General features: G+C 63.4%; 8 protein-coding genes and 1 tRNA gene. 5 read left to right on the forward strand and 4 right to left on the reverse strand.

The genetic code is table 11. The features are described 5' to 3' along the window. Nucleotides 1-53: 53 nt before the first annotated feature. Nucleotides 54-782, reverse strand: a complete 729-nt coding sequence (locus PSAL_RS14080) for a sulfite exporter TauE/SafE family protein (RefSeq protein WP_119839211.1) — start codon at nucleotides 780-782, stop codon at nucleotides 54-56. Between the two features lies 1 nt (nucleotide 783). Then, on the reverse strand, nucleotides 784-2,274 hold the full coding sequence (locus PSAL_RS14085; RefSeq protein WP_119839212.1) for an aldehyde dehydrogenase family protein: 1,491 nt from the start codon (nucleotides 2,272-2,274) through the stop codon (nucleotides 784-786). 293 nt (nucleotides 2,275-2,567) lie between these two features. Between PSAL_RS14085 and PSAL_RS14090 the strand changes: the two genes are divergently transcribed. After that, nucleotides 2,568-3,953, forward strand: a complete 1,386-nt coding sequence (locus PSAL_RS14090; RefSeq protein ID WP_119839213.1) for an aminotransferase family protein — start codon at nucleotides 2,568-2,570, stop codon at nucleotides 3,951-3,953. 336 nt (nucleotides 3,954-4,289) lie between these two features. After that, a complete protein-coding gene (locus tag PSAL_RS14095; protein WP_119839214.1) occupies nucleotides 4,290-4,763 on the forward strand; it encodes an acyl-CoA thioesterase in 474 nt (157 codons plus the stop codon). Nucleotides 4,764-4,873: 110 nt separating this feature from the next. Here PSAL_RS14095 and PSAL_RS14100 read toward each other — a convergent pair. Next, nucleotides 4,874-4,959: transfer RNA gene (locus tag PSAL_RS14100), tRNA-Leu, on the reverse strand. Nucleotides 4,960-5,116: 157 nt separating this feature from the next. On the opposite strand from PSAL_RS14100, the gene PSAL_RS14105 reads away from it, so the two are divergent. Then, nucleotides 5,117-6,100, forward strand: coding sequence for a complex I NDUFA9 subunit family protein (locus PSAL_RS14105; RefSeq protein WP_119839215.1), 984 nt, complete (start codon nucleotides 5,117-5,119; stop codon nucleotides 6,098-6,100). Nucleotides 6,101-6,197: 97 nt separating this feature from the next. Here PSAL_RS14105 and PSAL_RS14110 read toward each other — a convergent pair whose 3' ends face one another. Continuing rightward, entirely contained in the window at nucleotides 6,198-7,028 is an 831-nt protein-coding gene (locus tag PSAL_RS14110; RefSeq protein ID WP_119839216.1) for an undecaprenyl-diphosphate phosphatase, read from the reverse strand. A 220-nt stretch (nucleotides 7,029-7,248) separates the two neighbouring features. Here PSAL_RS14110 and PSAL_RS14115 point away from each other — a divergent pair, with 220 nt between their 5' ends. Beyond that, complete coding sequence (locus PSAL_RS14115; protein WP_119839217.1) at nucleotides 7,249-8,721, forward strand: NAD(P)-dependent oxidoreductase; 1,473 nt, start codon at nucleotides 7,249-7,251, stop codon at nucleotides 8,719-8,721. Nucleotides 8,722-8,944: 223 nt separating this feature from the next. After that, nucleotides 8,945-13,483, forward strand: coding sequence for a glutamate synthase large subunit (gene gltB / locus PSAL_RS14120; protein WP_119839218.1), 4,539 nt, complete (start codon nucleotides 8,945-8,947; stop codon nucleotides 13,481-13,483). The last annotated feature ends 46 nt before the right edge of the window (nucleotides 13,484-13,529 follow it).

The raw sequence follows: 13,529 nt of genomic DNA on the forward strand, positions 1-13,529 counted from the left end.
GGCCACCCTTGAGAAAAATCGCACGCATGCCCCCCTCGTCCTTCGTATTCAGTTCACAGCAGCCCCCCGAGCCCCCGCAGGGCGCTGAGCGCGGCCATCACGGCCAGAAGCACAATGGCGGCAGTGCGATAGCTTGCCTCGGTCAGCCAGCCGAAGGCGCGGCCTCCGGCCCAAGTGCCTAGCAGCAGGGCAGGCAAGGCGACAAGGGCTTCGATCAGCGTGGCGCGGTCGACTTCGCCCGCCCAGATCAGGCCGGGCAAGGTGAATAGCGAGGTCAGGAAGAAGAAGATCAGCATCGAGGCACGGGTTTCCACCGCCCGTGTGCCAGTGCCGAGGAAATAGGCGAGGACGGGTGGGGCGGGCATGGCCGCAAGCCCCGAGAACAGGCCGGCCAGCGCCCCGGCGCCAAGCGCCGAGTTGCGCGTTTGCGGCAACTTGACCTTCATCACCAGCGCCACGAGGCCCAGCCCGACAACCACCGCCAGAAGCACCCGCATCGTTTCGGGCGACAGCCGGGTCAGCGCAAAGATCCCCAGCGGCGTGCCGACAACCGCGCCGATGCTCATCGGGACCAGCGCTTTCCAGTTGGCCAGATGGCGTTGGGTCACGCTGTCACGCAGGCCGACAAGGGATTGCAGCAGGATTGCCACGGTCACGGCGCTGGCGGGCGGGATGAACAGGCTCATCGCGGGCACCGCCGCCATGGCAAAGCCAAAGCCGGTCAGCCCGCGCAGGACCGCCGCCAGGAAGACGGCGATGGAAATCGGCAGAAGCTGTTCCATGTCAGTCGAAATTCATCACGATTGTCTTCTTCCGGGTGAAATGGTCCAGCATAGCTTCCAGTGACGCCTCCTTGCCCAGACCCGACCGCCCGAAGCCCCCATATGACACGTTGGGCTGGATGGTCAGGTTCTGGTTGACCTGAACATAGCCCGCATCAAGCCGCGCCGTGGCATCCAGCGCGGTCGACAGGGAATCCGTCCAGACCGTTGCCGCCAGACCGTAGCGGGTTGCATTGGCACTGGCGATAACCTCTTCGTAATTGTCCCAGGCCTGAATGACCGCGACGGGGCCAAAGATTTCCTCCTGCACGCAGGGGTGATCTTCGGGCAGGCCCAGGATCAGGGTCGGCTGCATGAACAGGTCGGGCGACAGGTCCGCGTCCTTCGGCAGGGTGCCGCAGCGCAGGACGATGGCCTGCGGGGTCGCGGCGGCGCGGGCGACATAAGATCGGATCACCCCGGCCTGACGGGCCGAGATGATGGTGCCGATATCCGTGGCCTCGTCCATCGGGTCGCCGATGATCAGCTTTTCAAGCTTGCCGGCCAACTTGTCGACAAAGGCGCTGAGCAGGCTGGAATGCACGTAGATCCGGCTGGCAGCCGTGCAGCTTTGGCCCTGTCGGGTAAAGCGCATGCCGTTGATGGCCCCGGTCACGGTCTTGTCCAGATCGGCATCGGCGCAAATGATCATCGGGCTCTTGCCGCCCAGTTCCAGGCTGACGGGAATGATCCGCCCGGCCCCGGCCTTGTAGACCACTTCGCCGACCTCTTCGGAACCGGTGAAGGTGATCTTGGCGATATCCGCGTGGGCGGTCAGGGCTGCACCGCAATCAGGGCCATCGCCGTTCACCACGTTCAGGACGCCGTCGGGCAGATACTGCATCAGGATCTCGGCGGCGGCGAAGGTGGCAAATGGGGCCTCTTCGGCGGCTTTGACAACCACGGTATTCCCCGCCACCAGCGCCGGAGCAATCTTGAGCATCATCAGCACCAGCGGCACGTTCCAGGGCAGGATCGCGGCAACCACCCCAAGCGGTTCGCGGGTGGTCACGGTCAGGGAGCGGGGATGAAAGGGCACGGTCTCGCCCTTCAACTCCGACGCCAGCCCGCCGTAGAATTCCAGCAGATCGGCGGCAACGGCCAGTTCACCGCGGCATTCGGTGCGGATCGCCTTGCCGGTTTCAAGGCAAAGCACGCGGGCCACGACCTCGGCTTCCGCAGCAAGGGCCCGACCGGCGGCCGCCACCCGGCGCCCCCGTTCGCGGGCCGGCAGGGCGGCCCAGGCGGGCCCGGCGGCCTTGGCGGCGGCGACGGCGGCAGCGGTTTCCCCGGGGTTGCTGGCGGCGGCCATGCCGATCCGCGCGCCGGTGGCGGGGTTTGTCACCGCCATGCCGGTGCCCACAGGGACGCGGACGCCGCCGATCAGGTTGACCTGCGCATAAGAGGCGATCACCGCAAGCGGATCGGCGGGAAGAAAAGGATCATGGGTCATGGTCGGGTTCCTGCTGGTTACGGCGCGCGGCTGCCGGGGGCAATGGCGCGACCGTATGCGCCCCGTGCGGAGGGCCATTTATGTCCTGTCCTGACTAGGATCAGGGCGCGCGGCACTACAGGGCCAGATACCCCCGATGGATAGGGCCAGTTGACGGGGCGCTCCCGCCTCCGGCACCGCAGGTGGCTCCGGCTGCCGCCCCAACTGGACCTATCCGATGCGCCCAGCTGGCTCTGTTGCCGGGGCGGAGAGTCGGATATGTGGCATAATTGGAAAATACTGTGAGGTGAGTCATGTATGATAACGATCTGAGCGATATCGTCGCTGCCGACAAACGCCACGTCTGGCACCACCTCGTGCAGCACAAGGCCTTTGAATCCTCCGACCCGCGCGTGATCGTCGAAGGCAAGGGCATCCACGTCTGGGACGCCACCGGCAAACGCTATCTTGATGCGGTGTCGGGTGCTGTCTGGACGGTGAACGTGGGCTACGGCCGCGAAAGCATCGCCGACGCGGTGCGCGATCAGCTGGTGAAGCTGAACTATTTCGCCGGTGCCGCCGGCAACATCCCCGGCGCGCTGTTTGCCGAGAAGCTGATCGAAAAGATGCCGGGCATGTCCCGCGTCTACTACAACAACTCGGGCTCGGAGGCGAACGAGAAGGCCTTCAAGATGGTCCGCCAGATCGCCCACAAGAAATCCGGCGGCAAGAAGCACAAGATCCTGTTCCGGGATCGCGATTACCACGGTACGACGATCACCTGCCTGTCCGCAGGCGGCCAGCCGGAGCGTTCGGCACAATACGGACCCTATACGCCGGGTTTCGTCGAAGTGCCCCATTGCCTTGAATACCGAGCAGCCGATCAGGGCTGGGGCGATCTGTCGGGCGCCGAATACGGTCGCCGCGCCGCCGATGCCATCGAAGAGGTCATCCTGCGCGAAGGCCCCGATACCGTGGGCGCGCTCTGCCTCGAGCCGGTAACCGCAGGCGGCGGGGTCATCACCCCGCCCGAAGGCTACTGGCCCCGCGTGCAGGAGATCTGCAAGAAGTACGACATCCTGCTGCATATCGACGAGGTCGTCTGCGGGCTGGGTCGCACCGGCACCTGGTTCGGCTACCAGAACTACGGGATCGAACCGGACATGGTCACCATGGCAAAAGGCGTTGCCTCGGGCTACGCGGCCATTGCCTGTCTCGTGACCACCGAAGAGGTCTTTGACATGTTCAAGGACGATGCCTCGGACCCTATGGGCTATTTCCGCGACATTTCGACCTTCGGCGGCTGCACGGCCGGTCCCGCTGCCGCGCTGGAAAACATGCGTATCATCGAGGAGGAAGGCCTGCTTGAGAACACCCTCGCCATGGGCGCGCGCCTGATGGAGCGGCTGGAAGAGATCAAAGCCCGACACGAGGTCGTGGGCGACGTGCGCGGCAAGGGGCTGTTCTGCGGCCTCGAACTGGTCACCGACCGCGAAACCAGGGCTGCCGTGGCCGAGAATGACGCACAGGCCGTGGTCGCGGACTGCGCGGCGCAAGGCGTGATGATCGGCGTCACCAACCGGTCGCTGCCGGGGTTGAACAACACACTCTGCCTGTCGCCAGCCCTGATTGTCACTGCAGGCCAGATCGACGAAATTGCGGCGGCCATAGATGCCGCCCTGACGAAGGTCTTCGGCTAGACTTCTGGCCTTCGTTGATCAACCACCTGACGGTGCGGTCTGCCTGCAGTGCCGCACCGTTCCCGTTTCAGAGGCAGATGTCGTGCGCGTCACCTCTGTGGGATGCCTCCGGCGGGAGTATTTCTGGCCAGATGACATGGGAGCGCTGCTCTTTATCATCTGGCCGAAAATACTCCGGGGGCCGCGCAGCGGCGGGGCAGAGCCCCTTGGGACTGGTGCAATTTCGCGCGGCTTTGGATCGCAGGGCTTGGCAAGCTCCGTCGTTCTGCTTCTCGCGGTTGCCGTGGAGAATGGTCCGTCTAGGGTGGTGAGAACCCCGCCGGATGGAGAGCCAGGATGCCCGAGAAGACTTTGGAAATGACCGTGTTGATGACGCCCGACATGGCGAACTTCAGCGGCAAGGTGCATGGGGGTGCGCTGCTCAACCTGCTGGACCGCGTCGCGTTTTCCTGTGCCTCACGTTATTCGCAGCGCTATGCGGTCACGCTGTCCGTCGATCAGGTCACCTTCAAGGAACCGATCAATGTGGGCGAACTCGTGACTTTTCGCGCCAGCGTCAACCATACCGGGCGCACCTCGATGGAGATCGGCATTCGTGTCGAGGCTCAGGAGATTCGCTCCAGCCTCTCGAGGCATACGAATTCATGCTATTTCACGATGGTTGCCGTCGATGACAACGCCAAGCCGACTCCGGTTCCGCAGGTCGAACTGGCGGACGAGGAATCCTTGCGGCGCAATCGGGCGGCTGAACTGCGCCGGGATCTGCGGCGCGAGTTCCAGAACCGTATGAAGGAAGCCTCCAAAGGCTGAGGGTGGCATTGCGGCGCCAGATATACAGCCCCGCAAAATGCAGGCCCTGAAACGCGAAACGGCCCGCCTGGAAGGGCGGGCCGTTTCGACGATCAACCACCTTGGGAAAGTGGTGCCCAGGAGAGGACTCGAACCTCCACGTCCTTGCGAACACTAGCACCTGAAGCTAGCGCGTCTACCATTCCGCCACCTGGGCCGGTGTCGTGAGGCAGGCATATATGGGGGTAGCAAAACACTGTCAACGCCGATTCATCGGATTTTTCAAAACTGCCATGCGGATTCTTGTCTGAGCGCTTGCCGGGGCCGGGCGAGGGGGCTAGGAACAAGGAAAGCAGACCAGCCGGAGGTGTCTAATGTCCAAGCTCGTCACAGTTTTCGGGGGATCCGGATTCGTCGGCCGCTATATCGTTCAGCGCCTGGCGCATCAGGGGTGGCGCGTCCGCGTCGCCTGTCGTCGCCCCAACGAGGCCGGGTTCCTGCGCACCTATGGTGTCGTCGGCCAGGTCGAGCCCGTCTTCTGCAACATCCGTGACGACAACTCTGTTCGTCTGGTCACCATCGGGTCGGATGCGGTGGTGAATTGCGTCGGGACCTTCGACGCGCGCGGCAAGAACAACTTTGACGCGGTGCAGAACGAGGGCGCGGGTCGTATCGCCCGGATCGCCGCCGAGGAAGGCGTGAGCCGCATGGTGCACCTTTCCGCACTTGGCGCCGATGCAGAGGGTGAAAGCACCTATGCTCGTTCCAAGGCTGCCGGTGAAGAGGCCGTTCTGGCCGCGATGCCCGGCGCCATGATCCTGCGTCCTTCTGTGATCTTCGGGGCCGAGGACCAGTTCTTCAACCGTTTTGCCGGCATGGCCAAGATGGGACCGGTGGTGCCGCTGGTGGGCGGACAGACCCTGTTCCAGCCGGTCTATGTCGACGACGTCGCCGCAGCCGCAGAAAAAGGCGCAATCGGGCAGGCCCCCGGCGGCATTTATGAGCTGGGCGGGCCGCATGAAGCGACCCTCGCCGAATGTGTACGCGAGATGCTGGGCGTGATTCAGCGCCGCCGCCTCGTGCTGAACATGCCGGGCTTTGTCGGGACGCTGATTGGCGGTGGACTCGATTTCCTTTCGGGGGTTTCCCTTGGGCTGTTCAGCAACTCCGTGCTGACCCGCGATCAGGTGCGCCAGTTGAAGACGGACAACGTGGTCAGCGGTACGCAGATGGGTTTCGAAGACCTCGGTATTGCTCCGGTTGCCGCTGAAACCGTCCTGCCGGATTACCTGTGGCCGCACCGTCCTTCGGGGCAATATGCGGCGATCAAGGCATCGGCGCGCAATCTGAAAATCTGATCTGACAACCCCTTCAAGAAGGGGACGAGATAGCCTGACAAACAGAAAACCCGGCGCCTTTCGGTGCCGGGTTTTTTGCGTGTGTCGTTGCTGCGGCTCAGGCGTGTGGCGGCATCGTCGCGCCGTGGACATAAGCGTACCACAGCAGCGCCAGCCCCAGCAGCACCCGGTAGATCACATAGGGTGTGAAGCTGATCGAATTCAGCAGCTTCATCATCAGCGACAGGGCGACCAGCGCCGACAGGAAGGCAAAGACCGCGGCAATTGCCCCGTCTCGGGCGGCCTGAACATCTGCGGTGGCAATGACTTCGCCCGACAGGTAGATGGCCGAAGCGATGATCATCGGGATCGACATCAACATCGAGATCTTGGCGGCCGCCTTGCGTTCATATCCCGCGAAAAGCGCTCCGGTGATGACGATGCCAGACCGCGAGGTCCCGGGGATCAGGGCGATGGCCTGCCAGATGCCGAAGATCACGGCTTCGCGCAGGGTCCATTCTTCGGGCACCCTGCCCGTGTCGCCCCTGCGGTCGGCGATATAAAGGACGATGCCGAAGATGAGCATGGTCCAACCGATGACGGCGACGGATCTGAGCCTGTCATCCAGCCCGGTCATGGCCAGGAACAGGCCGAACAGGATCCCCGGAATCGTGGCGATGATCAGCAGCAGTGCTAGACGGGAGCCAGGCGTATCGGCCTTGCCCGTGCACAGACGCGGCAGGCCCTGGATCGCCTCTCGGACATCGGTCCAGAAATACAGGACCACGGCACCCAGGGTGCCGACGTGGACGGCGACATCCAGTACCTGACCCTGATCCGCCATGCCGGTGATTCCCGGCAGAAGAATCAGGTGGCCCGATGAAGAAATGGGCAGAAATTCAGTAATGCCCTGGATCGCGGCCAGAAGCAGAAGGTGAAGCAATGGCATTGGTGACGCCGTCTCCTGTGATTGAATTAGGATAGCGTGTTGAAAACAAGGGGAGTCGCTGAAATTAGGTCCGCTACGTTACATAAATTGGCTCTCTCTATTCGTGCTTAAGGCGAATAACTTGGTCAAAGAGATATAATAGGTCAGCCCTTGTGACTTTTATTCCGTTTCACTATGTCATAAAACCCGCCGAGACGTTATGCGTATAAGGAGCTAGGCCGTGGCGAAGCAACCGATGCTGAAATTCGTGACCGTTGACCGGGATATGCCCGAGAAACGTGACGCGAAAGTGCGCGCACATGATTTCGATGAGATCTATGCAGAGTTTGCCGCTGCCAAGGCAGAAGAGCAAGCCAGCCGCTGCTCACAGTGCGGTGTGCCTTATTGCCAAAGCCACTGCCCCTTGCACAACAATATCCCGGATTGGTTGAACCTGACCGCCACCCATCGCCTTGAAGAGGCCTATGCGATCAGCCAGGCCACCAATACCTTCCCCGAGATCTGTGGGCGGATCTGTCCCCAGGACCGGCTCTGCGAAGGCAATTGCGTCATCGAACAATCCGGTCATGGCACGGTTACCATCGGCGCTGTCGAGAAATACATTACTGACACCGCCTGGGAGCGCGGCTGGGTGAAACCCGCAGCCCCGGATGTCGAACGCAGCGAAAGCGTCGGCATCATCGGTGCCGGTCCCGGTGGGCTGGCGGCGGCCGACATGCTGCGCCAGGCTGGTGTGCAGGTCACCGTCTATGACCGTTACGACCGCGCCGGTGGCTTGCTGACCTACGGGATCCCCGGTTTCAAGCTGGAAAAGGACGTGGTCATGCGCCGCATCAAGCAGCTTGAGGATGGCGGCGTGATCTTCGTGATGGATTGCGACGTGGGCAAGGATATCTCCTTTGCCGAGATCCGTGAAAAGCATGACGCGGTGATCATCGCGACCGGTGTCTACAAGACGCGGGATCTGACCGGTGAGGGAGCAGATTCGAAGGGCATCGTGCGGGCCATCGACTATCTTACCGCATCCAACCGCGCCTCGAACTTCGGCGATATCGTGCCCGAATTCGAAAGCGGAGAGTTGAACGCCGCCGGCAAGAAGATCGTCGTCATCGGTGGGGGCGACACGGCCATGGACTGCGTGCGCACGGCGATCCGTCAGGGTGCGGAAAGCGTGAAGTGCCTCTATCGCCGTGACCGGGCCAACATGCCCGGCTCGCAGCGCGAAGTTGCCAATGCCGAAGAGGAAGGCGTTGAATTCGTCTGGCTTTCCGCCCCGGTCGGTTTCACCAGCGGTGTGGTCGAACCCGGTGCCGCGGGCGCCGCGGCCGGTGTCGTGAAGACCGCCATGGTCCAGCGCATGCGCCTTGGCGCGCCGGATGCCTCTGGTCGCCAAAGCCCCGAGGTGATCGATGGAAGCGATTACCACGAAGACGCCGATATCGTGATCAAGGCGCTCGGTTTCGAACCCGAGGACCTGCCGACGCTTTGGGACACCGACGGGCTGGAAGTGACCCGCTGGGGCACCGTGCGGGCCGAATTCGGGTCGGGCAAGACCAGCCTGCCGGGCGTCTATGCCGTGGGGGACATCGTGCGCGGTGCCAGCCTTGTGGTCTGGGCCATCCGGGACGGGCGCGATTGTGTCGCCGCCCTGCTGGAAGACCTGAACGCGGGCGCCGCCATCGCCGCCGAATAGCCGGTCCGCCGTCGCCGCGACCCGGTTTCGCTGCGCGCGCCCCGGACAGAATTTCGGAACGGATGGCCCCGCTGTCCCTTCCGCCCCGAACAGACCGATCAGAAGACCGATCGATGCACAGGCGGTCCGGCGCAACAGCCCCAGAGGGGCGCGCCCGGATCGACTCAACATCCAGGGGCGTGGGCCGCGATGCGGCACGCCTCTTCGGCAAGGGAGACCTGACATGACCAAATATGATGCCAGCTGGGCAAAGGCCGAAGAGGCCAAGCGCAAACACATGGAAGAAAACGGCCTGTTCCGCGAAGAGCACGAGCACAGCTCCTGCGGCGTGGGTCTTGTGGTGTCGATCGACGGCAAGCCGTCGCGCAGGGTCGTGGCCGCCGGGATCACCGCGCTGAAGGCGATCTGGCACCGGGGCGCTGTCGATGCGGATGGCAAGACCGGGGACGGCGCTGGCATCCACGTGCAGATCCCGGTTCCCTTCTTCTACGACCAGATCCGCCGTACCGGCCATGAACCGCGCGGCGATGAATTGATGGCTGTTGGCCAGGTCTTTCTGCCGCGCACGGACTTCGGGGCCCAGGAAACCTGCCGGACAATCGTCGAGGCTGAAGTCTTGCGCATGGGCTATTACATCTACGGCTGGCGCCATGTCCCGGTCGAGATCGACTGCCTTGGCGAAAAGGCCAATGCGACCCGACCCGAGATCGAGCAGATCCTGATCTCGAACTCCAAGGGCGTCGACGAAGAGACCTTTGAACGCGAGCTCTACGTGATCCGCCGCCGGATCGAAAAGGCCGCGCTGGCCAAGAACGTCGGTGGTCTCTACATCGCGTCGCTGTCCTGCCGGTCGATCATCTACAAGGGCATGATGCTGGCCGAACAGGTTGCTGTCTTCTACCCCGACCTGATGGACGAACGCTTTGAAAGCGCCTTTGCGCTTTATCACCAGCGTTATTCCACCAATACCTTCCCGCAGTGGTGGCTGGCCCAGCCGTTCCGCATGCTGGCCCATAACGGCGAGATCAACACGCTGAAGGGCAACGTCAACTGGATGAAAAGCCACGAGATCCGCATGGCATCCGGGACCTTTGGCGACCTGGCCGAGGACATCAAGCCGATCATCCCCGGCGGGTCGTCGGATTCCGCCGCCCTTGATGCGGTCTTCGAGGTTCTGGTGCGCGCAGGACGTTCGGCGCCCATGGCAAAGACCATGCTGGTGCCCGAAAGCTGGTCCAAGCAGGCGGTCGAGCTGCCGCAGGCCTGGCGCGACATGTATTCCTATTGCAACGGCGTGATGGAACCCTGGGACGGCCCCGCCGCCCTGGCGATGACCGATGGCCGCTGGGTTTGCGCCGGTACCGACCGTAACGGCCTGCGCCCCATGCGCTATGTGGTGACCGGCGACGGCTTGCTGATCGCGGGGTCCGAGGCGGGCATGGTCCCGACGGACGAAGCCACGGTGCGCGAAAAGGGCGCGCTTGGTCCGGGGCAGCTGCTGGCGGTCGATACGCGCGACGGCAAGCTTTACCACGACACCGAGATCAAGGACAAAATGGCCTCCAGCCAGCCCTTCGGCGAATGGGTCGGCAAGATCAACGAGCTCGACGAGGCGCTGGACAAGCTGGACGAAAAGCCCTTGTTCGAAGGCGGCGAACTGCGCAAGCGCCAGATCGCGGCCGGCTACACCATCGAGGAAATCGAGAACATGCTGGCCCCGATGGCGGAAGACGCCAAGGAGGCGCTGGCGTCGATGGGCGACGACACGCCCTCGGCCGTTCTCAGCAACAAGTACCGTCCGCTCAGCCACTTCTTCCGGCAGAACTTCAGCCAGGTGACCAACCCGCCGATCGACTCCTTGCGCGAATTCCGCGTGATGAGCCTGAAGACCCGGTTCGGCAACCTGAAGAACGTGCTGGATGAAAGCAGCGCCCAGACCGAGATCCTCGTGCTGAACAGCCCCTTCGTGGCCAATGCCCAGTTCGAAGAGCTGAAGACGCATTTCAACGCCGAGATGATCGAGATCGATTGTACCTTCCCGGTGGGCGGTGGTGATCACGCCCTGCAGGAGGCGCTGGCGCGCATCCAGGCCGAGGCCGAGGATGCCGTGCGTTCGGGTGGCGGCCATATCGTGCTGACCGATCAGCATCAGGACGCGGCCCGCGTCGGGATGCCGATGATCCTGGCGACCAGCGCCGTGCATTCCTGGCTGACGGCCAAGGGGCTGCGGACCTTCTGCTCTATCGGTGTGCGGTCGGCGGAATGCATCGATCCGCATTACTTCGCCGTGCTGATTTCCAGCGGCGCGACGATCGTGAACGCCTATCTGGCCGAAGACACCCTGGCGGACCGCATCAAGCGCGGCCTGATGGATGGCACCCTGACCGAGAACATGAAGCGCTACCGCGAAGCCATCGATCAGGGTCTGCTGAAGATCATGGCGAAGATGGGGATTTCGGTGATCTCTTCCTATCGCGGCGGTTTGAACTTCGAAGCGGTCGGGCTGAGCCGGGCCATGTGCGCGGAATTCTTCCCCGGCATGCTGTCGCGGATCTCCGGCATCGGGGTTTCGGGCATCCAGAAGAAGGTCGAAGAGGTCCATGCCCTCGGCTGGCTCAAGGGGCAGGACGTCATGCCCATCGGCGGCTTCTACAAGGCGCGCAAGTCCGGCGAGACCCATGCCTGGGAAGCGCAGACGATGCATATGCTGCAGGCAGCCTGCAACCGCGGGTCCTTCGAGATCTGGAAGCAGTTCAGCGCCCGGATGCAGGCCAACCCGCCGATCCACCTGCGTGACCTGCTGGCGATCAAGCCGATCGGCAAGTCGATCCCCATCGAAGAGGTGGAAAGCATCACCTCGATCCGCAAGCGTTTCGTGACGCCGGGCATGTCGCTGGGGGCGCTGAGCCCCGAGGCGCACAAGCTGCTGAACGTCGCCATGAACCGCATCGGCGCCAAGTCGGATTCCGGCGAGGGTGGCGAAGACCCGGCGCATTTCGTGCCCGAGCCCAATGGCGACAACCCGAGCGCCAAGATCAAGCAGGTCGCCTCGGGGCGGTTCGGCGTCACGGCGGAATACCTGAACCAGTGCGAAGAGCTTGAAATCAAGGTCGCACAGGGCGCCAAGCCCGGTGAAGGGGGGCAGTTGCCGGGGATGAAGGTCACCGACCTGATCGCCCGCCTGCGCCATTCCACCAAGGGCGTGACGCTGATTTCGCCGCCGCCGCACCACGATATCTATTCGATCGAGGATCTGGCGCAGCTGATCTATGACCTGAAGCAGATCAACCCGACGGTGAAGGTGACGGTCAAGCTGGTGTCGTCTTCCGGTGTCGGCACGATTGCCGCCGGTGTGGCCAAGGCCAAGGCGGACGTGATCCTGATCTCGGGCCACAATGGCGGGACCGGGGCCAGCCCCGCGACCTCGATCAAGTTTGCGGGTCTGCCCTGGGAAATGGGCCTGACCGAGGCGCATCAGGTCCTGGCGATGAACAAGCTGCGCGAACGGGTGACCCTGCGGACCGATGGTGGTCTGCGGACCGGGCGGGACATCGTCATGGCGGCGATGATGGGCGCCGAGGAATACGGCATCGGCACCGCCGCGCTGATCGCGATGGGCTGCATCATGGTGCGTCAGTGCCAGTCCAACACCTGCCCGGTCGGGGTCTGCACGCAGGATGAACGCCTGCGGGCCAAGTTCACCGGCTCGGCGGACAAGGTCGTGAACCTGATCACCTTCTACGCTCAGGAAGTGCGCGAAATCCTTGCCTCCATCGGGGCGCGCAGTCTGGATGACGTGATCGGGCGCGCCGATCTTCTGCATCAGGTCAGCCGGGGTGCAGAGCATCTGGATGACCTCGACCTCAACCCGCTGCTGATCACCGTCGATGGCGCCAAGGACATCCATTACGACCGGCTGAAGCCGCGCAATCCGGTGCCCGACACGCTGGACGTGGAAATCGTGCGGGACGCGGCGCGCTTCCTGCGCGATGGCGAGAAGATGCAGCTGTCCTATGCGGTGCAGAACACCCATAGGTCCGTCGGCACGCGCACCTCGAGCCACATCGTGCAGAAGTTCGGGATGCGCAATGCGCTGCAGCCCGATCACCTGACGGTGAAGCTGACCGGCTCTGCCGGGCAGTCGCTGGGGGCCTTCGCGGCGCCGGGGCTGAAGATCGAGGTTTCGGGCGAAGCCAACGACTACGTCGGCAAGGGGCTGTCGGGGGGTACGATCATCGTGCGGCCTGCCATGGCCTCGCCTTTGGTGGCCAGCAAGAACACGATCATCGGCAATACGGTGCTTTACGGTGCGACGGATGGCTACCTGTTTGCCGCCGGCCGTGCCGGAGAGCGCTTCGCGGTGCGGAACTCCGGCGCGAAGGTGGTGATCGAGGGCTGTGGCTCCAACGGGTGTGAATACATGACCGGTGGTGTCGCGGTGATCCTGGGCAGCATCGGGCCGAACTTCGGCGCCGGGATGACCGGGGGCATGGCCTATCTCTATGATCCCGAGGGCCTGACGGCCGACATGATGAACATGGAGACCCTGGTGACCTGTCCGGTGACCGTGCCCTATTGGGTGGGTCAGCTGGAAAGCCTGATCGCACGTCACGCCACGGAGACCGGCAGCCGCAAGGCCGCGGATATCCTGCAGCACTGGGAACTGGAGCTGGGGAATTTCGTTCAGGTCTGCCCGAAGGAAATGCTGGCCCTGCTGCCGCATCCGATCATGGAAGAGGATCAGGCGGTGCCCGCCGAGTGATCTGACGGCTTCGCTTCAGAAACAGGAAAAGGCCCCCTCGGGGGCC

Origin of the sequence: Pseudooceanicola algae, assembly GCF_003590145.2 — a bacterium.
GTDB lineage: Bacteria > Pseudomonadota > Alphaproteobacteria > Rhodobacterales > Rhodobacteraceae > Pseudooceanicola > Pseudooceanicola algae.

What these genes read in the sequence shown, in the direction of transcription:
- PSAL_RS14080 (WP_119839211.1), bottom strand. Translation starts at nt 782, where the DNA reads ATGGAACAGCTTCTGCCGATTTCCATCGCCGTCTTCCTGGCGGCGGTC.
- PSAL_RS14085 (WP_119839212.1), bottom strand. Translation starts at nt 2,274, where the DNA reads ATGACCCATGATCCTTTTCTTCCCGCCGATCCGCTTGCGGTGATCGCC.
- PSAL_RS14090 (WP_119839213.1), top strand. Translation starts at nt 2,568, where the DNA reads ATGTATGATAACGATCTGAGCGATATCGTCGCTGCCGACAAACGCCAC.
- PSAL_RS14095 (WP_119839214.1), top strand. Translation starts at nt 4,290, where the DNA reads ATGCCCGAGAAGACTTTGGAAATGACCGTGTTGATGACGCCCGACATG.
- PSAL_RS14105 (WP_119839215.1), top strand. Translation starts at nt 5,117, where the DNA reads ATGTCCAAGCTCGTCACAGTTTTCGGGGGATCCGGATTCGTCGGCCGC.
- PSAL_RS14110 (WP_119839216.1), bottom strand. Translation starts at nt 7,028, where the DNA reads ATGCCATTGCTTCACCTTCTGCTTCTGGCCGCGATCCAGGGCATTACT.
- gltB (WP_119839218.1), top strand. Translation starts at nt 8,945, where the DNA reads ATGACCAAATATGATGCCAGCTGGGCAAAGGCCGAAGAGGCCAAGCGC.